General features: G+C 66.5%; 26 protein-coding genes and 1 riboswitch. Of the genes, 15 read left to right on the forward strand and 11 right to left on the reverse strand.

Translation table 11 applies throughout. From position 1 onward, the window contains the following. Positions 1-12 precede the first annotated feature (12 nt). From GRF61_RS05990 to GRF61_RS06010, 5 genes are all read left to right on the forward strand, one after another. The gene (locus GRF61_RS05990) at positions 13-1,017 is read left to right on the forward strand and encodes a serine/threonine protein kinase (RefSeq protein WP_169149777.1); all 1,005 of its coding nucleotides are present in this window, start codon (positions 13-15) and stop codon (positions 1,015-1,017) included. Between the two features lie 87 nt (positions 1,018-1,104). Then, positions 1,105-1,995, forward strand: a complete 891-nt coding sequence (locus tag GRF61_RS05995; protein WP_169149778.1) for an alpha/beta hydrolase — start codon at positions 1,105-1,107, stop codon at positions 1,993-1,995. Between the two features lie 103 nt (positions 1,996-2,098). Beyond that, on the forward strand, positions 2,099-2,677 hold the full coding sequence (locus tag GRF61_RS06000) for a DJ-1/PfpI family protein (protein ID WP_211165766.1): 579 nt from the start codon (positions 2,099-2,101) through the stop codon (positions 2,675-2,677). 113 nt (positions 2,678-2,790) lie between these two features. Then, complete coding sequence (locus GRF61_RS06005; RefSeq protein ID WP_169149779.1) at positions 2,791-3,174, forward strand: ribbon-helix-helix domain-containing protein; 384 nt, start codon at positions 2,791-2,793, stop codon at positions 3,172-3,174. 175 nt (positions 3,175-3,349) lie between these two features. Next, positions 3,350-3,526, forward strand: a riboswitch (yybP-ykoY riboswitch). A 2-nt stretch (positions 3,527-3,528) separates the two neighbouring features. Next, on the forward strand, positions 3,529-4,116 hold the full coding sequence (locus GRF61_RS06010; RefSeq protein WP_169149780.1) for a TMEM165/GDT1 family protein: 588 nt from the start codon (positions 3,529-3,531) through the stop codon (positions 4,114-4,116). A 27-nt stretch (positions 4,117-4,143) separates the two neighbouring features. Here the strand turns inward: GRF61_RS06010 and GRF61_RS06015 are convergent, their stop codons facing one another. The 3 genes from GRF61_RS06015 to GRF61_RS06025 all read right to left on the reverse strand — a co-directional run bounded on the left by GRF61_RS06015 (position 4,144) and on the right by GRF61_RS06025 (position 6,132). Beyond that, on the reverse strand, positions 4,144-4,746 hold the full coding sequence (locus tag GRF61_RS06015; protein ID WP_169149781.1) for an ACP phosphodiesterase: 603 nt from the start codon (positions 4,744-4,746) through the stop codon (positions 4,144-4,146). Between the two features lie 16 nt (positions 4,747-4,762). Then, a complete protein-coding gene (locus GRF61_RS06020) occupies positions 4,763-5,308 on the reverse strand; it encodes a YaeQ family protein (protein ID WP_169149782.1) in 546 nt (181 codons plus the stop codon). A gap of 74 nt (positions 5,309-5,382) precedes the next feature. Beyond that, entirely contained in the window at positions 5,383-6,132 is a 750-nt protein-coding gene (locus tag GRF61_RS06025) for a hypothetical protein (RefSeq protein WP_169149783.1), read from the reverse strand. A 146-nt stretch (positions 6,133-6,278) separates the two neighbouring features. Between GRF61_RS06025 and GRF61_RS06030 the strand changes: the two genes are divergently transcribed. Beyond that, entirely contained in the window at positions 6,279-7,850 is a 1,572-nt protein-coding gene (locus GRF61_RS06030; protein ID WP_169149784.1) for a sensor domain-containing diguanylate cyclase, read from the forward strand. 173 nt (positions 7,851-8,023) lie between these two features. Here GRF61_RS06030 and GRF61_RS06035 read toward each other — a convergent pair whose 3' ends face one another. Further along, on the reverse strand, positions 8,024-8,521 hold the full coding sequence (locus tag GRF61_RS06035; RefSeq protein ID WP_169149785.1) for an HAD domain-containing protein: 498 nt from the start codon (positions 8,519-8,521) through the stop codon (positions 8,024-8,026). Positions 8,522-8,746: 225 nt separating this feature from the next. On the opposite strand from GRF61_RS06035, the gene fabI reads away from it, so the two are divergent. Both fabI and GRF61_RS06045 read left to right on the forward strand, forming a co-directional pair. After that, positions 8,747-9,526 (forward strand): enoyl-ACP reductase FabI, encoded by a 780-nt coding sequence (gene fabI / locus GRF61_RS06040; protein WP_169149786.1) that lies wholly within the window; start codon positions 8,747-8,749, stop codon positions 9,524-9,526. 11 nt (positions 9,527-9,537) lie between these two features. Continuing rightward, positions 9,538-10,134 carry a hypothetical protein gene (locus GRF61_RS06045; protein ID WP_169149787.1) on the forward strand — a complete coding sequence of 199 codons (597 nt, stop codon included), beginning with the start codon at positions 9,538-9,540 and terminating at the stop codon, positions 10,132-10,134. Positions 10,135-10,156: 22 nt separating this feature from the next. Here the strand turns inward: GRF61_RS06045 and GRF61_RS06050 are convergent, their stop codons facing one another. After that, a complete protein-coding gene (locus tag GRF61_RS06050) occupies positions 10,157-11,122 on the reverse strand; it encodes an AAA family ATPase (RefSeq protein WP_169149788.1) in 966 nt (321 codons plus the stop codon). 158 nt (positions 11,123-11,280) lie between these two features. Here GRF61_RS06050 and folE point away from each other — a divergent pair, with 158 nt between their 5' ends. Next, positions 11,281-11,928 (forward strand): GTP cyclohydrolase I FolE, encoded by a 648-nt coding sequence (gene folE, locus GRF61_RS06055; protein WP_169149789.1) that lies wholly within the window; start codon positions 11,281-11,283, stop codon positions 11,926-11,928. Positions 11,929-11,949: 21 nt separating this feature from the next. Here the strand turns inward: folE and GRF61_RS06060 are convergent, their stop codons facing one another. From GRF61_RS06060 to rlmJ, 4 genes are all read right to left on the reverse strand, one after another. After that, positions 11,950-12,276, reverse strand: a complete 327-nt coding sequence (locus GRF61_RS06060) for a DUF3301 domain-containing protein (protein WP_169149790.1) — start codon at positions 12,274-12,276, stop codon at positions 11,950-11,952. Between the two features lie 13 nt (positions 12,277-12,289). After that, on the reverse strand, positions 12,290-13,870 hold the full coding sequence (locus GRF61_RS06065; protein ID WP_169149791.1) for an inorganic phosphate transporter: 1,581 nt from the start codon (positions 13,868-13,870) through the stop codon (positions 12,290-12,292). A gap of 119 nt (positions 13,871-13,989) precedes the next feature. Beyond that, a complete protein-coding gene (locus tag GRF61_RS06070) occupies positions 13,990-14,364 on the reverse strand; it encodes a nucleotide pyrophosphohydrolase (protein WP_169149792.1) in 375 nt (124 codons plus the stop codon). Next, positions 14,361-15,209, reverse strand: coding sequence for a 23S rRNA (adenine(2030)-N(6))-methyltransferase RlmJ (gene rlmJ / locus GRF61_RS06075; protein ID WP_169149793.1), 849 nt, complete (start codon positions 15,207-15,209; stop codon positions 14,361-14,363). Before rlmJ ends, GRF61_RS06070 begins: the two co-directional genes overlap by 4 nt. 211 nt (positions 15,210-15,420) lie before the next feature. Here rlmJ and GRF61_RS06080 point away from each other — a divergent pair, with 211 nt between their 5' ends. The 6 genes from GRF61_RS06080 to GRF61_RS06105 all read left to right on the forward strand — a co-directional run bounded on the left by GRF61_RS06080 (position 15,421) and on the right by GRF61_RS06105 (position 18,796). Further along, positions 15,421-15,972 carry a gamma carbonic anhydrase family protein gene (locus tag GRF61_RS06080; RefSeq protein ID WP_169149794.1) on the forward strand — a complete coding sequence of 184 codons (552 nt, stop codon included), beginning with the start codon at positions 15,421-15,423 and terminating at the stop codon, positions 15,970-15,972. A gap of 126 nt (positions 15,973-16,098) precedes the next feature. After that, entirely contained in the window at positions 16,099-16,806 is a 708-nt protein-coding gene (locus GRF61_RS06085) for an SIMPL domain-containing protein (RefSeq protein ID WP_211165767.1), read from the forward strand. Positions 16,807-16,818: 12 nt separating this feature from the next. Further along, positions 16,819-17,148, forward strand: a complete 330-nt coding sequence (locus tag GRF61_RS06090) for an MliC family protein (protein ID WP_169149796.1) — start codon at positions 16,819-16,821, stop codon at positions 17,146-17,148. Beyond that, positions 17,145-17,600: a D-aminoacyl-tRNA deacylase gene (dtd, locus tag GRF61_RS06095; RefSeq protein WP_169149797.1), complete on the forward strand. Its 456-nt coding sequence runs from the start codon at positions 17,145-17,147 to the stop codon at positions 17,598-17,600. Before GRF61_RS06090 ends, dtd begins: the two co-directional genes overlap by 4 nt. A 105-nt stretch (positions 17,601-17,705) precedes the next feature. Further along, a complete protein-coding gene (locus GRF61_RS06100; RefSeq protein ID WP_348982354.1) occupies positions 17,706-18,281 on the forward strand; it encodes a C40 family peptidase in 576 nt (191 codons plus the stop codon). Between the two features lie 89 nt (positions 18,282-18,370). Then, a complete protein-coding gene (locus tag GRF61_RS06105) occupies positions 18,371-18,796 on the forward strand; it encodes a CBS domain-containing protein (RefSeq protein WP_248281129.1) in 426 nt (141 codons plus the stop codon). A 52-nt stretch (positions 18,797-18,848) separates the two neighbouring features. Here GRF61_RS06105 and ftsB read toward each other — a convergent pair whose 3' ends face one another. Further along, the gene (ftsB, locus tag GRF61_RS06110) at positions 18,849-19,124 is read right to left on the reverse strand and encodes a cell division protein FtsB (RefSeq protein ID WP_133587306.1); all 276 of its coding nucleotides are present in this window, start codon (positions 19,122-19,124) and stop codon (positions 18,849-18,851) included. A gap of 95 nt (positions 19,125-19,219) precedes the next feature. Then, positions 19,220-20,509 carry a phosphopyruvate hydratase gene (gene eno, locus GRF61_RS06115; protein WP_169149799.1) on the reverse strand — a complete coding sequence of 430 codons (1,290 nt, stop codon included), beginning with the start codon at positions 20,507-20,509 and terminating at the stop codon, positions 19,220-19,222.

Consider the following 20,509-nt stretch of genomic DNA (forward strand, 5'->3'; position numbering starts at 1 on the left):
AACACGCCAGCAATGACCGAGCACGCCCCCTTCGCCGTACTCACGCCGGATTTCGTGCTGGATGCGATCGAATCCGTCGGCCTGCTCACCGATGGCCGCCAACTCGCCCTCAACAGCTACGAGAACCGCGTCTACCAGGTCGGCCTGGAGGACGCGGCAGCGGTGGTGGCGAAGTTCTACCGCCCGGCGCGCTGGAGCGACGAAGCCATCCTGGAGGAACACGCCTTCAGCGCCGAACTCGCCGAACGCGAAATCCCGGTCGCCGCACCGCTGCTGATCGATGGCCGCACGCTGCACCAGCATGAAGGCATGCGCTTCGCCCTCTTCCCCCGGCTCTCCGGCCGCGCGCCCGAGCTGTCCGACCCGGCGACGCTGGAGTGGCTGGGGCGCTTCCTCGGGCGCATCCATGCCGTCGGCGGCTTGCAGCACTACCAGCAACGGCCTGCGCTGGACATCGACAGCTTCGGCACCGAACCGCGCGACTGGCTGCTCGCCCACGACTTCATCCCGCCCGACCTGCTGCCCGCCTGGCGCAGCACGGTGGACCAGGCACTGGACGGCGTGCGCCGTGCCTACGAGCGTGCCGGCGACGTCGCCAGCCTGCGGCTGCACGGCGACTGCCACATGGGCAACGTGCTGTGGCAGCCGGGCGACGGCAACCGCCCTGAAGGTGGGCCGCAGTTCGTGGACTTCGATGACAGCCGCAACGGCCCTGCGGTGCAGGATCTATGGATGCTGCTTTCCGGCGAACGCAGCGAAATGGCGCTGCAGTTGGGCGACATCCTGGAAGGCTACGAGGACTTCCGCGACTTCGACGACCGCGAGCTCTACCTGGTGGAAGCCTTGCGCACCCTGCGTCTGCTGCACTACTCCGCCTGGCTGGCGCGGCGCTGGAATGACCCCGCCTTCCCCGCCGCCTTTCCCTGGTTCAATACCCAGCGCTACTGGCAAGAGCGCGTCCTGGAACTGCGGGAACAGATCGCGCTGATGGACGAGGAGCCGGTGTGGCCTGAATGACCGCGCCGGCGGAGCGCGGTTGCGCAGTGCACCATTCCCGCCAGAATCGCTAAACTCGGGGCTTCGCTCCTTGCTCCCTCAGCAATCATGCAGCTGCAGCCCTGGTACCACTCCTGCTCCGCCGGCTTCACCCTGCGCGGTGAGCACTCTGTTCCCTCCGGCAAGCCGGTGCTCCACTTTGTGCACGGCAACGGCTACTGCAGCCGCACTTACCAGCCCATGCTCGAGTTGCTGGCGCCGGACTTCGACCTCTTCCTCAGCGATGTGCAGGGCCACGGCAACAGCGACCACGGCGGCCGCTTCCACGGCTGGAACCGCACCGCCGACCTCTGCCTGGAAGCCTGGCGCTCCAAAGCCGGCTTGTTCGGCGACGTGCCGGTCTACGCAGTTGGCCACAGTTTCGGCGCGGTGCTTACCGGCCTGATGCTGTCGCGTCACCCCAACCGCTGCAAACGCGCGGTGCTGCTGGACCCGGTGCTGTTCACCCCGGCCATGATCGGCCTGATGGCGCTATCGGACGTGGTCGGCCTCTATGCCCGCAACACCCTGGCCCAGCGCGCCCGCAAGCGCCGCGCCCACTGGCCGGACCGGGAAACCGCCTTCCGCGCCCTGCACGAGCGCGGCATGTTCAAGGGCTGGCGCGAGGAAGCGCTGTGGGCCTATGTGAACCATGCGCTGAAGGATGTGGAGGGCGGCGTCGAACTCAAGTGCAAGCCGGCTCGCGAAGCAGAGGTGTTCGGCTCCTATCCGCGCCGCTTGTGGGCCTCGCTGGAGCGGGTACACACCCCGACCCTGGTGCTGCGCGGCGACCGCAGCTACCCCTTCGCCGCCAAAGCCATCAGCCGCTGGGCTGCCCAGAATCCGTCCATCCAGGAGCAGGAAGTGCCCGGCGGCCACTGCTTCATGCAGGAAGACCCGGAGACCAGCGCCACGCTGATCCGCGATTTCCTGCTGCATGAACTGCGCGCCGCCGCCTGATAGCCCGCGCCGGCTGTCGCAACCCGGTACTACCCGGCCTCTTCCGCCCTGCCGCAGACTTCGCCCACCGGCCCCGTCCGGGGCTGCCAGCGAGGAGACGATCATGGCCAAGAAGATTTTGATGATCTGTGGCGACTACTGCGAAGACTACGAAACCATGGTGCCCTTCCAGACCCTGCTCGCGGTGGGCCACACCGTGCATGCGGTCTGCCCCGGCAAGAAATCGGGAGAGCACATCGCCACCGCCATCCACGACTTCGAGGGTGACCAGACCTACTCCGAGAAGCGTGGCCACAATTTCACCCTCAACGCCAGCTTCGCCGAGGTACGCGCGGAGGACTACGACGCGCTGGTCATCCCCGGCGGCCGCGGGCCGGAGTACCTGCGGCTGAACGAGCAAGTGTTGGCCGCAGTGCGCCACTTCTTCAGCGCCAACAAGCCAGTGGCAGCCGTCTGCCATGGTGCCCAGCTGCTGGCCGGCGCCCGGGTGCTGGAAGGCCGGCGCTGCTCCGCCTATCCGGCCTGCCGGGCCGAGGTCGAATTGGCCGGCGGCAAGTACGCGGACATTCCGGTCGATCAGGCGGTCACCGACGGTAACCTGGTAAGCGCGCCCGCCTGGCCGGCTCACCCCGCCTGGCTGTCGCAGTTCCTCGCGCTGCTGGGCACCCGCATCAGCCACTGAGGACGCGCGCTTCCCCCGCCGCCCATGGCACCACCGGGGCTGCGGCCGCGGGATGCATACGCCGGCGGGCACGCCTAGAATGCGGCATCGCCCGCCGCCGTCCGGAGCCTGTCATGTGCCAGCTGTTCACCGGTGCCCGCCCCCAGCTCTACGCCTCCCGCGTCCGCTCCATCCGCCTCGGCGGCGTCGCCACCAGCATACGGCTGGAGAACATCTACTGGCAGGCGCTGGAGGAGATAGGCGCCCGCGATGGCCTCACCGTGCCACGGCTGGTCTCCCGCCTGCACGAGGAACTGGCCGCCGCCGGCACGCTGGGCGACCGCGCCAACTTCACCTCCTTTTTACGGGTGAGCTGCACCCGCTATCTGCAACTGCAGGTCGCGGGACTGGTTCCGAGCGATTGCTCGGTGCCGATACGTGATCTGGACAGCCGCAGCATCCTCGCCGCAGAACGCGCCGCGGCCGAGCGCGCCGAAAAGCGGGCTCTGGCGGCTTAATACCTTCTTCATAGTGCTCCCCCGACTCGGCCGCCCCGCAAGGCACGGAGAGGCACGCCCCTGCTCGATCGGGAAAAGCGCCCGCCGGTCAGTCAGCTCGCCGCCCCACCTGCCACCTGCAGCGAAAGCGATATCGCAGGCGCGGTTGCCGAAGTGCGCGCGGCTCGCTAGAATTCGCGCCGTCATTGGGGAGTAGCCGCCCTCCGGATGGAGAGGGGATCGCGTCAACAGACTTGCCTTCCAGGCATGGCGCGATCGGTTCCCGAGCTTGGCGAGACCTTTGACTGCGCAGCCTCCGCATTGGGCCGGGGAAGCCGTGCAGTCATCGGTGTTCGTTCCGGCCCAGGGAAACTCATGGAAGCGCTCCTGATCTCCACCGGCATCGTCGCCCTGGCCGAAATCGGCGACAAGACCCAACTCCTCTCGCTGTTCCTCGCCGCCCGTTTCAAGCGGCCGCTTCCTATCATCCTCGGCATCTTCGTCGCCACGTTGGTGAATCACGCACTGGCTGGCGCAGTCGGCGCTTGGCTGTCCGCCCGCCTGGGGCCGGATGTGATGCGCTGGATACTCGGCATCTCCTTCATCGCCATGGCGGTGTGGATGCTGATCCCGGACAAACTCGACGAGGACGAAACCAAGCGTGCCGCCCCGCGCTTCGGCATCTTCGGCGCCACCCTGATCGCCTTCTTCCTCGCCGAGATGGGCGACAAGACCCAGTTCGCCACCGTGGCGCTGGCCGCGCGCTTCGACTCGCTGGCCGCCGTCGTCGTGGGCACCACCCTGGGCATGATGATCGCCAACGTTCCCGCGGTGCTGCTGGGAGATGCCGCCGCCAAGCGGCTGCCGACCCGTCTCGTCCACGCGGTGGCCGCGCTGATCTTCGCCTGTCTGGGCATCGCCGCACTGTGGGGCGCGGTACCGGACGTGCTGACCGGCCAGTGAAGCGCTGAACAGCGCGGCGGACGGCCTTCAGCGGGCGGTCCGCAGCCCGGCGGTGAAAACCGCCGCGTCGGCGAGGAAGGCGAGGCAGTCCGCCTCGAAGCCGGCATAGTGGGCCAGCAGCTCTTCGCCAGCGCCGGCCAGCGGATTAGGCTGGCGCAGGCGGTGCTCCGCCATGCCGTCCAGCGCGCGGGCGATGCGGGCCGGCTGGCGGTAGGCGCTGAACCAGTCCTCCGCCACCATGTGCCGCAGCATGCCGAAGAACACCGGCGGCAGCGGCAGACCGGCGGTCTGCTCGTTCAGCAGCCGATAGCTGTCTGCGGCGAACGCCTCCAGGGGCTGAGCGCTGAAGGAGGGCCAGCGCAATGCCAGGAAATGGTCGTAGAACATGTCGACCATGATGCCGGCCACCCGACGCCGCGCCGGGCTGACGCGCTCCCGGCTACGACGAAAGGCCGGATGGGCATCGGCGTAGCTGTCTATGCGCCGGTGCAGGGCTACGCCGGCGAGCAACTCGGCGGAGTAACCCGCCGGCGGCGGATCCAGCCGGCCCTTGACGAAATCCCCTATCACCCCGCCCACCCGGTCCGCATCCGCTGGACCGGCCAGGTAAGCATGAGCAAGGAAATTCACGCCTGCGCCCCTTCGCTCAGGCCACAGGCGCCATCAGGATCTCGGGATGGACTTCCACCGTTTCCCGGCCATCGGTGACCAGCACCGCGCCATCCTGGATGGTGAATTGCAGGCGCATGCTGCGTTCGGTGAGGCGGGTCAGTGCCGGCGCCGTCTCCGGCGCCAGGTTGTAGACGCGCAGGTTGTCCTGGCGCGCCAGTTTGCTGCGCACGCCGTTCCACCAGATGTCGGCCGCCCGGCCGTAGCTCAGCACCACCACCTCGTCGGCGCGGCCGCAGGCCTTGCGTATCCATTTCTCGTCCCGCTGGCCGACGTCTATCCAGCATTCGACGGCGCCGGTGAGATCCTTGCGCCACAGGTCGGGCTCGTCGTCGACGCAAAGCCCTTTGCCAAAGGCGAGGGCCGGATCGGCGAACAGGGCAAAAGCCAGCAACCGCACCATCATCCGCTCGTCAGTCTCGGAGGGGTGGCGGGCCAGGGTGAGTGAGTAGTCGGCGTAGTGATTGCGATCCATGTCCGCAATCTGCATGTCCGCCTTGAAAATGGTTGCCTTGAGGGCCATGGGACGTCCGCGGGCCGCAAGGGCCGGAAAAGGCGTTGATTCTACGCCAGCGGCCGGCCAGGGCCGCGCCCGTTTCAGTGTGGCCGGCGCGACTGCTGCCAGGCTACCGCGGCACGGCCTGCATGGGCCATGACGGCATCGCGCACATCCGCCGGCAGCTCACGCGACAGAGCGGCGAACAAGGCCTGGGTAGCCTCCTGGCCAATGCCGTCACTGGCCAGCCCATCGGCCAGGCAGCGGATCTGGATGTGGGCCAGCGCATCCGCCACCAGCCGCCAACCAACCGCCGGCATGGCCCGCGTCAATCCGAGCAGCAGGCCGCCCAGGCTGGCGGTGAGGCGCATGGCTTCGTCGCGCTCCTCGGCGGCGATCGCCGAGTGCCACAGCGCCAGATGGATGCCGCGGCGCAGTTCGACCTTGAAGTCGATGCCATTGCCCTCCTCCCTCGCCAGCGCGTCGTACTGCCGCAGGAAGCGCGCCTCCTCCTCCGGCGGCAAGGCAGTGCGCAGATCGCCGATGAGTCTTGACAGGCCCGGGATCGCAGCGAGGCCGAAGGCTTCGGTCCAGGCCAGGCCCCACTGGTCCATGCCCGAAAGCAGCATAGCCAGCCGCAGCGCCCGGCCGTCCTCGCCGTCACCAGCGCGGGCCCAGTTACCCAGCGCGCTAGCGAGGTCCCCCTCTCCGCCCTCCTCCTCCCCCACGCTGTGGCGGAAACAGCGGCCAAAGGCGTCCTGAGCCATGTGGGCGGCCTGCCGCTGGGCGTCGGCGCCGGCAAGGTGGGCGAGATGGTCTTCGGGAAGCGGAGTATTGACGGCGGTATTCATCCGGCACGGGAGGATGGGGGAAAGGGGCGCCATTGTGCCGCCCGCCGTCCGCGAATGGCAAACCGCGCCATTGCCCGCCGCGGGCAATCCATCCAGACAGCATGTCATTCCACTCATTCAGAATGACGTGCCCCCTCGGAGTCCTCATGCCCACGTATGCCGCAACCTCCGCCCAGCTGGGCATCGGCCCTTCCCGCCTCGTCCCCAGTCTCTGCGTACTCGGCATGCTCGCCGTCATCTTCGCCGCCATGGTCACCTGGCTGCTCTATCTCGGCGATCTCCGCCGCCAGGAAGAAGAACTCGCCCAGGCAGCGATACGCGCCGCCACCGTCCTCGACCACAACCTGACGCTGCGCGCCTATAGCCTGAGCGCGATGCGCCTCACCGCCGAGCAGTACCTGGATGGGCACGCCCAGCTGACGGTGAATCCGGCCAGCGCGCTTTCCAGCACGTCTGGCGGCTATCTGCTGGCGGAGCTGTCCGGCTACCGCGGCGAAGAGCTCGGCCACCTTGCCGGGCGGGGCGCCGCCCCTGGGGCGCAATCTGCCGCCGCGCGGGAGATGGCGATGGCGCTGGCGCTGACGCCTCTTTTCCGTACCGTGATCCGCCGGGACTCGGACACCTTGCGGGTCAGCTACACCTCCGGGCGGAACTTCTCCTATGTCCTGCCGGTGTCCGAAGCGCGGCCACCGGATCTGGAACGCACCCGCCGGTATTACGAAACCGCCGAGGCATCTGGCCAGTCGGTGTTCTGGACCCTACCGCACCAGGACGAAGACAGCCGCGGCCTCGTCGTCGGCGTCGGTACGCCGGTGCGCGACGGCGGGCGCGTGGTCGGCGCGGTAGTGGCCGACCTCGCCATTTCCAGGTTGATCCACCTGCTGGACGACCACGACCTCAAGGGCGCCAAGCTGCTGCTGACGACCGAGGACGGCATTTACCTCGCCGGCGATCCCGCGCACCTGCAACTGCTTGGCGGAAACGGAGCGGCAAGCAGGCAGGTGGAGGGTGAATTCCTGCTCCTTCGGCAAAAGCTGGACGCAGCGCCGTGGACCCTGCAGTTGGTGGCGCCGAGGCAACAGCTGCGGCGCAACGCCATCCGCCAGGCCCTGCCCTTTGCCTTGGTCACCGTCCTGCTGTGCGGCAGCGTGGTGCTGCTGGTGTGCCTGGCCCACATGCTGCGCAAGATCGCCACCCTGTCCATCCGCGACGGACTTACCGGGCTGCACAATCGCCGCTTCTTCGACGCCGTGGCTGCTCCGGCGCTACGGCGGGCACATCGCGACGGCAAGCACTTTGGCCTAATCCTGTTCGATGTGGATCACTTCAAGCGCTTCAACGACAACCATGGCCACCAGGCCGGAGACACCGCCCTCAACATCGTCGCCACCAGCGTGGCCCGGCGGCTACGCCGAGGCGCGGATCTGGCCTATCGCGTCGGCGGTGAGGAGTTTGCGGTTACCTGCGAGGCCGCGAGCGGTCCGGCCATCGAACATCTGGCGCAAGAGTTGCGCGAAGCGGTGGCCGCTGCCGCCCATGCCTTCCCGGAGAGCGAGTTCGGCCATCTCACCGTATCGGTGGGCGTCGCCATCGCACCGCCCGGCGAGGAAACCGACATCGAAGCGCTGTACCGCCGTGCCGACGCCGCCCTTTATCGCGCCAAGGCCAATGGCCGCAACACCATTGAATGCTGTCCGGCCGAAACGGCCGAAGCTTGAGCGCCGGCCGCGCCAGGCATCGCATCCAACCTTCCGGGCCAGGAACAAGCGCTGCCGGCCGCGGGATGGCGAGGCCGGCAGTTGCGCCTGTCCTCGTGCAAGCTCACTCGAGCAAAACCGGCAGGGAAGCCAGGCATTCCCTAAGCCCACCTTGCGCCAGCAGGCGGAGCCGCTCAGCCCCAGTCCAGTCCGGAGCGGGGGCGCGCTACGGGCGGCACGCCGTTGCGGAAACCGTTGAGCATGCGTCTCAGGGCCTCGGCATCTTCCTCGATGAAGCCGCGTTTGAAGTCGGTGAGCACCAACCGGGAACGGGTAAGCCAGTTGCCCGGGGCATCGTCCAGCGCACACCAGGGCGCGCTATCCACATCCGCCTCATGCTGCGACAGCCAGGCCATCGCCTCGCGCTCGCGCATGCCGTGCAGGTCGGCGCCCTTCTTCGGCAGGATGTGCGGCGTGGCGCCGGCGATGCGCGGCCGGATGTCCTCCGAGAAGCGCAGCACCAGCTTGGACAGGGAGAACAGCATCCGCCAGTCGGAGGCGATCACCACCCGCGCTTCATCGAATTCCCGCAACACCGACTCGATGAGCGGCAGGCAGCGGAAGTCCTCGACCTCTCCCCAGGGGTGGGTCACGCCATCGAAGTCCATGAATATGTACGAGCTACGGGTCATCGGCTGTTCTCTGCTGCGGGAACAAGGGCTGTCCGCCGCGGTTCAATGATGTTGCGATGCGGAATATACTTCAAAGCCTGCCGCCCGAAGCGCTCCAGCGACCGCATTCAGGGATGGTCAGTTATCCGCAAGCCTGGCATGGTCAAATACGCCGGCATCGTTCTGCAGCCAACGGCCATTCAAAGCCACTTCATCCCACTCCCTATCGCACTCGGAGGATTGTCCATGGCCCCCATCATCAACCTCGAAGGCAAGGTCGGCCTGATTACCGGCATCGCCAACGAAAAGTCGATCTCCACCGGCGTGGCCGAAGCGTGCGCGCAAGCCGGTGCCACCCTGATCGTCACCTACCAGAACGAGAAGACCCGCGCTTTCATCGAGCCTGTGGTCCACCGCCTCGGCATCAAGGACGTGTTCCTGCTGGACGTCACCCAGCCCGAGACCATGGACACTGCCTTCGCCGAGATCGAGGCGCGCTATGGCAAGCTGGATTTCGCCCTGCACAGCATGGCCTTCGCCAAGCGCGACGACCTGCACGGCCGGGTAGTGGATACCTCGCCGGATGGCTTCGCGCTGGCAATGGATGTCTCCACCCACTCCTTCATCCGCCTCGCCCGCAAGGCCGAACCGCTGCTGGAGAAGGCCGGCGGCGGGGCGCTGGTGACCATGACCTACCTCGGCTCGGAGAAGGTCATCCCCAACTACGGCGTGATGGGCCTGTGCAAGGCCGCGCTGGAGGCCGCCACCCGCTACCTGGCTGCTGAGCTGGGCGCCAAGAACATCCGTGTCAATGCCGTCTCCCCCGGCCCGCTGATGACCCGTGCCGCCTCCGGCATCGCCGGCTTCGATGGCCTGATGGCCGCCGCGGTGGAACGCTCGCCCATGCACCGCCTGGTGACGCCGGAAGACATCGGCGCGCTCACCGCCTTCCTCGTCTCCGATGCCGGCAAGCTGGTTTCCGGCGGCGTGCATTTCGTGGATGCCGGCTACAACATCATGGGTTGAGGCCGCCTGAGATGGACGAGCTCGCCGCTGCCCGCGCCCGCTTCGGGCGTGAAGTCCTGACCCTGGACGACCCGGTTCCGCCGCATCCGCTGCTGGACGGCAAAGCCGAGATCGGCCGCGGCGAGTATTCCATCGTGCTGGACAAGGGCGATGGCGAGCGGGTGTACAAGCTCGTCAGCTCGCCCGCCGACTACTTCCTCTACACCGCAGACGACCGCCCGCGCGGCAAGCACTTCCCCATCGTCTATGCCGACCACGGCATCGTCGGCCGCGCCCGCTCCGGCCATCCCTTCCACCTGATGGAGATGGAACGCCTCTACCCGCTGGACGGCGACTCACCCGCCGGCGAGCTGGCGGCGAGGCTGTCCGGCTTCTACTGGGCCGCCTGCGAACAGTGGAACCGGCTGGGTGCCGACATGGGCCGCATCGCGCTGCATCACCTCACCGTCAGCCCGCTGGAACTGGATGAAGGCGTGAAGGAGGCGCTGCAGGCGCTGTCCGACTTCGTCGAGGAGTACCAAGTGCTGCCGGACCTGCTCAATGCCAACAACTTGATGATGCGCAAGGACGGCACCCTGGTGTTCGCCGATCCAGTGTTCATCGCCTGAGCCGCGCACCCGCAGCCCGCGCTCAGAAACCAATCTTGCGCTTGCCCTTGGCGCGACCGCCGTCGAAATCCTCCGGTTTCAGCTCGTCCCGCCCGGCCAGCTTGGCCGCCCCGAAGGCGGACATCAGCGCACGCCGCTGCTCGCGCGGCGGAAGGGCGGCCAGCACCTCCATCACCGCGACCGGCGGCTCCTCCGGGAAGCCCCAGTCATGGGCGGCGACGATGTCGCGATACAGCCGGCAGGCGATGGCGAAGGACTCGTCCGCATCCGGCCGCGGCACCGCATAGACGTTCATGCGGTTGAGGATGGGCTCGGGGATGCTGCGCTCATCGTTGGCAGTAGTCACCCACAGGATGTGCGAGGCGTCGATCTCGACATCCACATACTCATCGCGAAAGCGGCGCGCGGTGTCGTGCTCGAACAGTTCGTACAACGGTCCCAGCGGGTCGTAGCGGCTGTCGCCGCCCGCCTTGTCCACCTCGTCCAGCACCATCACCGGGTTCGCCACCTCGCCGCCCACCAGCGCCTGCGCCACCTTGCCCGGCTTGGCATGGTTCCACTGCGCCGAGGCGCCGGAGAGTATCCAGCCGGCGGTCAGCGAACTCATGGAGACGAAGTGGTAGCCAGTGCCGAGTTGCTCGGACAGCGCCCGGGCGAAGTGCGTCTTGCCGATGCCCGGCTCGCCCAGCAACAGCATGGGCGCGAAGGACACCGGTTCGTTGCCGGACACGGCCAGCGCCAACGACTTGCGTACATCGTCGATGACCTCGCCGAAGTTGGGGCAGCGCTCGTACAGGGATGACAGCGCATCCGCCCGGCTGGGCTTGACCACATAGCGGGTGCCGCCCGCATCCTTCATCCGGCCGTAGAAAGCGGAGAGCGCTTCGTTGCGGGCGGGCGCGTTCTGCTCCAGCGCCTTGTCCACATCCTCGACGCGATAGATCTGGCGTGCATCGGCCAGGGGAATGCAAAACTCGCTGGGTGCCATCCAAGCCTCCGTCGCAATCCTTGGTTCAGGCCCGGCAGCGGGCCGCTGGTGCCGTTATGGACAAGCAGAACGCATGCCGGTTTTCGCCTCGCTTCGTCGGGCGTGGCCAAGCATCGGCGTATGATCGACCGTAACAGGACAGAGAGTCGAGCCACAACATGAATTCCAGACACGATCACGACCATGACCACGCCGCCGCGCCGCCGCCGGCCGGCATCGGTATTCCCCGCCAGGGCAGCTTCGACCCGATAGCCTTCGAACGCGCAGTGGGCGACCTGCTGGCCGCCTGCGGCGTGGCGCCGGACAGCGCCCATACGGGCCGAACTGCCCAGCGTGTCAGGGAGCTGTGGCAACGCCGCCTGCTGGGCGGCTACGACCTGGACCCGGCGGAAGCGCTCGGCGACGGCTTCGAGGATGAGCGACGCGACATGGTGGTGGTACGCGGCATCGCCATCCACGGCGTCTGCCCGCATCACCTGGTGCCCTTCCGCGGCGTCGCCCATGTAGCCTACCTGCCCGGCGGCCGGCTGCATGGCTTCGGCCGCATCGCCCGCCTGGTGGACGCCATCGGCCACCGCTTCACCTACCAGGAATGGATGACACGCGACATCGCCGACGCGCTGATGCACCACGGCAGGGCGCAGGGCGCGGCCTGCGTCATCGAAGCGGAGCAACTGTGCCTGCTGCTGGGCGAGGACAGGCGCGGCGACGAACGCGTCGTCACCCAGGCCTATTCCGGCGTGTTTACCGAATCGGATCAACTGCGCAACGAATTCCTGCGCGCGGTGGATCGCCGCATGCTCTGAGGCACCGCTCGCCGGCGAGGCCTACTGCACCAAGCGCAGGCCGCGGTGGGCGCTCAGCTCCAGCATCACCACTTCGCGCCCCAGCAGGGTGACGGAGCCACGGAAGCGGTCATAGCCGGATTCAGAGTATTCGAACTCGAACACCCGCTGCAGCGCCATGCGCCCTTCCTCGTTGCGGACAAGCCGCAGGCCGCGCCCGGCAACCGTTTCGTCCAGCAGCTGCAGCCCTTCGCGCTGACAAGCCTGGCCAGCGGCAGCCACGCCCGCTTCCCTGGCTTTCAGGCTATCCAGCCAGAACCAGGCCAGCAGGCACAGCAGCGCCAAGGCAAACACTTCGGGAAAATCCATTGCTGCTCAGCCTTCAGGCGACGAACATGCCCCGAATCATGAAGAACAGCATGGCCGCCATCAAGGCGGACGCCGGCACCGTCACGACCCAGGCGGCAGCGATGCGGATGATCTGGGAGCGCTTCACCAGTTCCTGGCGATAGACCTTGCGCAGGCGCTTGCGCTCGCCCTTGGAGAAATGCGCCGGGTCCATCTTGCGCTTCTGGCGCTTTTTCAGATCACGCAGCATCTCGCCTTTCTGCTCGATGGCGGCAGCATCGAAACGGATCAGGAAAGCGTCTATCTCGGCCTGGTCCGCCTCCGGGTGATGGGCCTTGATCTCCGCCACCCGGCGCGCGTAGTTGCTCTTCAGGTACTCGCGCAGGAAGCCGACGCCGAACACGCCGCCCACCGCGATGTGAGTCGAACTCACCGGCAGGCCGAACTGGCTGGCGACGATCACGGTGATGGTAGCTGCCATGGCGATGCAGAAGGCACGCATCTGGTCCAGTTCAGTGATCTCGGAGCCCACCGTGCGGATCAGCTTGGGACCATACAGCGCCAGTCCCAGCGAAATGCCGATCGCGCCCACCACCATGACCCAGAGGGGAATCTGGGCTGCCTCCGCCACCTCGCCGCCGTGGCGGACCGCATCGACGATGGCCGCCAGCGGGCCGACCGCATTAGCCACGTCATTGGAGCCATGGGCGAAGCTCAGCAAGGCGGCGGCGAATACCAGCGGCAGGGTGAACAGGCTGTTCACGCCATCCTTGGTATTGGCAATCAGCCTGTCGCTGCGGGAGAGCCGCCGACGCACCACGATCAACACCGCCAGCGCCAGGATGAATCCATAGAACACCGCGCTGCCGAAGCTCACCGCCCAGACCTTGTTCAGGCCTTTCAGGAGCAGATAGGTGGAAAAGGTCCAGGCCATGGCCGCGACAATCCACGGCACCGCCCGCCGCGCCGCCTCCGCCATGTCGGGCTGGTAGGTGATGCTGCGCTTGATCAGGTAGAGAAAGGCAGCGGCGAAGATGCCGCCGAGCACCGGCGAGATCACCCAGCTGGCGACGATGTTGCCCAGGGACGACCAGTCCACCACATCGAACCCGGCGGCGGCCACCCCCGCTCCCAGCACCGCGCCGACGATGGAATGCGTGGTGGAAACCGGTGCGCCGATCGCGGTGGCGATGTTCAGCCAAAGCGCGCCGGCCAGCAGCGCCGCCAGCATCACCCAGATGAAGGTTTGCCGATCCTGCAGCGCAGCGGGATCGACGATGCCGCTGCTGATGGTGCTCACCACCTCTCCACCTGCGATCAGTGCGCCAGCGGCCTCGAACACCGCGGCAATCACCAGCGCCCAGAGCATGGAAAGCGCCTTGGAACCGACCGCAGGGCCGACGTTGTTGGCGACGTCGTTGGCACCGATGTTGAGCGCCATGTAACCACCGATGATGGCCGCGGCCACCACAATCATGCCGCCCTCGCCCACGCCCTGCATGATCGCGTAGAGCATGACCAGAACGAGGAAGACGAGGCCCATGCCGAGCCGCAGGAGTTCGCCGCGGCCACGCTGGGTGGCGCGCTCGATCTCACTGATATGTTGCAGTTCCACGCGATTCCTTCAGCAGATCAAAGAGCCGCGTATTGTTTCAGAAAAGTGACAGCCGCCAAAACGCAAAAAGCGCTTGGAGCGCGCCGAGCGGCCCGGCGAGGGCAGTCAGCGGGCCGGCCTTAGAGCGCGTCGTACTTGTCGGCCCGGCCACGGGCCTTGTCCACCGGGTAGCGCCCCTCGTTGATCGCCAGCTTGCGGGCGGCCGCTGCGGCCAGGTCGACCTCCAGCACATCGGCCAGGCGCACCAGGTACATCAATACGTCCGCGAGTTCCAGCGCCACCGCCTCGCGCCGGGCCGGGTCGGGCGCGGCGGACTCCTCTGCCGTCAACCACTGGAAGTGCTCCAGCACCTCGCCCGCTTCGCCGGCAAGCGCCATGGCCAGATTCTTCGGCGTGTGGAACTGCGTCCAGTCCCGCGCTTCCGCAAACTCGCGCAGGCGGGCCTGCAGCATCAGCAAGCTGTCGTCCGCCGGTGCGTGGGCCGGTGCGCTCATTCGATGTGATGCTCCAGGTCGAAGCCGGCGTCATCGTCCTCGCCCAGCGCCTTCACCAGCCAGGGCATCACCACTTCCAGCCGTTCCGGCAGCACCCAGGGCGGATTGATGACGAAGAGGCCGCTGCCGAACATGCCGAAGCCGTCTGCAGAGGGGCCTTTCACTGCCAACCGCACGTCCAGCCAGCTCTCGGCCCCCAACTCCGCCAGGCGTTCGGGCAGTTGCCGCGCCTCCGGCCGTGCCAGCAGCGGATACCAGACCACGTAAGTACCTGAGGCAAAACGCTTCATCGCATCCTTGAGCGTGTCGACCACCCGCCGGTAGTCCTCCTTGACCTCGTAGGGCGGGTCGATGAGGACGACCGCCCGGCGCGACGGCGGCGGCAGCAGGCCGCGCAATCCGGCAAAGCCGTCCGAGCGGCGCACCAGCACCTGATCGGTCTCGCGGGCAAAGGTCTGCTGCAGCAGTTCCACGTCGGTGGGATGCATCTCGAACAGGCGCAACCTGTCCTGCTCCCGCGCCTGGGTCATCGCCAACGCCGGCGAGCCAGGGTAGAACAGCAGCCGGCCATGAGGGTTGAACTGCGCCACCGCAGCGACATAGGCCTGCAGCGGCTCGGGCAGGTTTTCCCTGTCGTTCCACAACCTGGCGATGCCGCCATCGAACTCGGCATTCTTGGCCGCCTGTTCGCTATCCAGTGCATAACAGCCCGCACCAGCGTGGGTGTCGATGTACCACCACGGTTTGTCCTTCCTGGAGTAATACGCTAGCAATTCGACGAGCAGGTAGTGCTTGAGCACATCGGCATGATTGCCGGCATGGAAGGCGTGGCGGTAGCTGAGCATTGGGAATGGTTGAAAAGCGCGGGCGGAGAATGCTACCACCGCCCGCGGGCAGCGAGTGCGACCGGCAAATGCACCGGGAGATTTGGAGAAAAGCGCCAAAATCGTGACAATCCCGCCCCTGGGAGACGCGCAGCCCACGGCCGGACCGGCACTTGCTATGATTCCCGCCCCCGCGCTGGCGCCTGCGCCGACGAGACAGCGAGAGAAAACAATGAGTATCTATGCCTTGGGCGATGTCGTGCCCCGCTTCGGCGAAGGCTGCTGGGTCGCGCACAATGCGACCGTGATCGGCAATGTGGAGGCCGGTCGTGATGTGAATATCTGGTACAACGTGGTGATCCGCGGCGATCACGATCCCATCGTGATCGGCGATGGCACCAACATCCAGGATGGCTCCGTCCTGCACAACGACGAAGGCGTGCCGCTCACCATCGGCAAGGACGTCACCGTCGGCCACAAGGTCATGCTGCATGGCTGCACGATAGGCGACGAGACGCTGATCGGCATCAACGCGGTGGTGCTGAACAATGCGGTGATCGGCCGCAACTGCATCATCGGCGCCAATGCCTTGATCCCGGAGGGCAAGGTCATCCCCGACCGTTCGCTGGTCGTGGGGTCTCCCGGGCGCATCATCCGCGAGCTGTCGGACCAGGACATCGCCTATCTGAAGGCCAATGCCAAGCATTACGTGACCAACGCCCGTCGCTACGAGGTGGAACTCCACCCGGTGGAAGTGGATGGCTTACGGAACCGGCCGCGCTGATGCGGCCCGCCGGCAGGCGAGGCCGCATCCCACACCCATACAGGTCCTTACACCTCAGCTCTCCCGCGCCTGTGACTGATGGGGTATAAGTCTCGGCCATCTCCACCGCGCCATCTTGCCAACGCCATGACCGTCGCCCGCCACCTGTCCGCCGCCACGCTCGTCGCCGCACTTGCCGCCCTCGCCTTTTCCTCGCCGGCCCTCGCCGCCGAGGAAAAGGCCCGTACCGTGGATTTTTCCGCCGAGGCCAGCCGGCCCGCCAGCAACGATCTCGCCGTGGCCCAACTCTACGTAGAGCAATCCGGCAGCGACCCCGCCGCGCTGGCGCAGCAGGTTAACCGCGCCATCGCTTCCGCGCTGGCAAGCGCCCGTGCTTATGGCGATGTCAAAGTGCAGTCGGCCGGCACTTCCACGTCGCCGGTCTACGGCAAGAACGGCAGCAAGATCGAAGGCTGGCGCATGCGCTCCGACCTGCGCCTGGAAACGCGCAACGTCGGCCAGATGTCGGAGCTGATCGGCAAGCTCCAGGGCAGCCTGGCAGTCGCCCAGATGTCCATGCAGCCCGCGCCGGAGACCCGCCGCAAGGCAGCGGATGAAGCCACCACCGATGCCATCCGCGCCTTCGAACAGCGCGCCGGCCTGGTCTCCTCGGCAATGGGCAAGCGCTACACCATACGCCATCTGAATATTTCCGACGGCGGCTTCCGGCCTCCCCAGGTCTACGCCCGCATGCAGGCCTCCTCGGTGATGATGGACTCCGCGCCAGCGCCGCTGGAAGGCGGCGAAAGCGAAGTCAGCGTCACCATCAACGGCACCATCGAACTCATCGACTGATCATCGTCATCCATGCTTTTCAAGAATCGTCTGCGTACATTCAGCATCGCCCTCATCATCGGCGCCGGCAGCCTGGCCGGTACGGCCTGGACCCGCGACAGCGCCCAGGTCGCAAGCTACAGCTGCGCCAACGGCGAGCGCTTCTCGGTGGAAACCCACTCACGCCACATCCGCCTGCGCACCGGTGCCGGCATATTCGCCCTCACCGCGGCACCGACTGCGGATGGCCTCAAGTACACCGACGGCCAGACGGTGTTTTCCAGCCACGGCAGCGTTGCCAGCCTGCAACGGCCCGGGCTGCCGGAAAGCAAGGACTGCCGCAGGGATGGCGCCAGCTTGTGATCGCGCTGATCCAGCGCGTGCTCGAGGCCCATGTCGATATCGCCGCTGATAGTGGGGTGGGCCGGCAGACAGTGGGCCGCATCGGCCCGGGTCTGCTCGCGCTGATAGGGGTCGAGAAAGGCGACGGTCCGCGCAACATGGAACGGCTGGCGGAACGCCTGCTCGGCTACCGGGTGTTCCCGGACGACAGCGGACGTATGAACCTCGGCCTGCGCGACATCGCCGGCGGCCTGCTGCTGGTGCCCCAATTCACCTTGGCGGCGGATACCCGCAGTGGCACGCGCCCCAGTTTCTCCACCGCCGCGCCACCCGAAGAAGCCAGAGCGCTGTTCGATGCGCTGGTCGCCCGCCTGCGTGGTCTGCATCCTGTGGTAGAGACCGGTCGCTTCGGCGCCGAGATGTTCGTTGGCCTGATCAATCATGGGCCGGTCACCTTCCAGCTGGACGCCTGAACAGGCATGCCCTATCTTTCGGGCATGCCGATTTCTGCCGCTCGCACCTTGCAAAGCCTTCTGCCACCCCGTTCCGCCGCTTTCTGCCGCACAGCTGCAGGTGCAATAGGCGCCTCCTACCGCCGTCCCGGCTCTCCCCTCTCCGCCTCTTCGCGCCTGGCGGCCCTGCTTGTCCTAGGCCTGGTTGCCGGTTGCAGCAGCCTGCCTCCTCCGGCCCCTTCAACGGCGCCCCCTTCAGCACCATCAACGCCGAGCACCAGCGCTCCCGCACGCGACTATTTCGCGCTGGAGGATGATGCACAGACGCAAGAGATGGTGATCTTCGCCATGGGTCTGCTGGACACCGGCTACCGTTTCGGCGGCCGCAACCCTGAAGCGGGGCTGGATTGCAGCGGCATGGTGAGCTACATCGTCGAGCAGGTGAGCGGCAAACGCCTGCCCCACAACGCGCTGCAGATCGCCCAACGCACCCGGCCCATCCAGGTGAGCGAACTACAGCCGGGCGATCTGGTGTTCTTCAACACCCAGAAGCGTCCGCATTCCCACATGGGCATCTACATCGGCAACGGCCGCTTCATCCATGCGCCCTCCAGCCGGGGCGCAGTGCGCATCGAGCGCATGGACAATCCCTACTTCTCTCCTCGTCTGGACGGCGTCCGCAGCTTGCTCGCCGCGAACTGATGGGGCCAGCCCCACCTTGCGCCGCTCGCCTCCCCTATCTAGTGTGAAATGCCCATAAGGCGTTTTCTGGAGGAGGAAAGGTGATGCCAATGCGCAAGATTAGCGAGGTGGTTCAAGGCCAGAAGATACTGACTGCCACCGCAACCCTGCCGGTACGCGAGGCGGTGCGGCAGATGACGAGAGCCCGGGTGGGCGCGATCATGATCGTCGAGCATGACCAGTTGACCGGGATCTTCACCGAGCGCGACCTCCTGACCCGGGTCGTCGCCGAAGGGCTCAACCCCGACCTCACCCAGCTGCACGAAGTAATGACAGTGGCGCCGCAGACCATCACCGGCGACAAGCCGCTGGGGCATGCAATGCACCTGATGTACGACGGCGGCTTTCGTCACGTGCCGGTGGTGGACAACGGCCGCCCCATCGGGATGGTGTCTGCCCGGGACGCGCTGGGGATGGAGATGATGGCTTTCGAAGGCGAACTGGAGCAACGGGAACTGATCACCGAGCTGCTCTGAAGCAGGAGGTTGCTGCCTGCTTGCACCCAAGGAACCGCGCCCAGGGCGCGGTTCAGTGTTTCTGGGGCACCTGCACGAAGGTTTCGCCCGGCTTGGTCATGCCCAGTTCGAAGCGCGCGAGTTCCTCGATCGCCTCGTTGCCGGACTTGAGGTCGCGCACCTCCGCCTCCAGGCTGGCATTGCGCTGTTCCAGGCGGAAATTTTCCTCGCGCTGGGCCTGCACTTGGCGATCCACGTCCCACACCCGCAGCCAACCGCCCTTGCCCAGCCACAGCGGGTACTGCAGCACGACGACGAGCAGGAGAAGGATGATGACTGGCCAGCGCATGTAAGGGCTTTGCGAAGAGACGTACAGGGCGATGAAAAGGGCCGGCGGATTATCCGTCGGCCCCCTGTTTTCGGCAAATGCGCCGGGCTGAGCGCTTAGCGAGCGCGCAGGTTGTAGAAAGCGCGCTTGCCCGGGTAGCTGGCGGTATCGCCCAGATCCTCTTCGATGCGCAGCAGCTGGTTGTACTTAGCGATGCGGTCGGAACGGGACAGGGAGCCGGTCTTGATCTGCATCGCGTTCAGGCCGACCGCGATATCGGCGATGGTCGAGTCCTCGGTTTCACCCGAGCGGTGGGAAATCACCGCAGTGTAGCCGGCGCGCTTGGCCATTTCGACCGCGGCGAACGTCTCGGACAGGGTGCCGATCTGGTTGATCTTGATCAGGATGGAGTTGGCGATGCCCTGCTCGATACCCTGCTCCAGGATGCGGGTGTTGGTGACGAAGAGGTCGTCCCCCACCAACTGCACCTTCTTGCCCAGCTTGTCGGTCAGCAGCTTCCAGCCAGCCCAGTCGCCTTCAGCCATGCCGTCTTCAATGGAGACGATGGGGAATTTGTCCGCCAGTGTCGCCAGGTAGTCGGAGAAGCCGTCGGCACTCAGGGTCAGGCCTTCGCCGGCGAGCACGTAGCTGCCGTTCTTGTAGAACTCGCTGGAAGCGCAGTCCAGCGCCAACAGCACGTCACGGCCCGGCTCGTAGCCAGCGGCGGAGATGGCTTCCTGGATCAGGTTAAGCGCCTCTTCGGTACCGGAGACGTTGGGGGCGAAGCCGCCTTCGTCGCCGACGGTGGTCGGGTAGCCCTTCTTGTCGGTGATCTTCTTCAGGTGGTGGAAGATCTCGGCGCCGCAGCGCAGGGCTTCGCGGAAGCTGGTCATGCTCACCGGCATGATCATGCATTCCTGGATGTCCAGGCTGTTGTTGGCATGCTCACCGCCGTTGATGACGTTCATCATCGGCACCGGCATCGCCATCGGGCCGGAGCCGCCGAAGTAGCGGTACAGCGGCAGGCCGGCTTCTTCGGCAGCGGCCTTGGCCACCGCCATGGACACCGCCAGCGTGGCGTTGGCGCCGATGCGGGATTTGTTGTCGGTGCCGTCCAGCTCGATCAGGGTATGGTCGATGAAGGCCTGCTCTTCGGCGTCCAGGCCGATGATGGCTTCGGATATCTCGGTGTTCACGTTCTCGACGGCGCGCAGCACGCCCTTGCCGAGATAGCGGCCGGCTTCGCCGTCGCGCAGTTCGATGGCTTCGCGGGAGCCGGTGGAGGCGCCGGACGGCACCGCCGCGCGGCCCATGACACCGGACTCGAGCAGCACGTCGGCTTCGACGGTGGGATTGCCGCGGGAATCGAGGATCTCGCGGGCGATCACATCAACGATTGCACTCAT

Source organism: Azoarcus sp. TTM-91, from assembly GCF_012911025.1.
Classification (GTDB): Bacteria; Pseudomonadota; Gammaproteobacteria; order Burkholderiales; family Rhodocyclaceae; genus Azoarcus.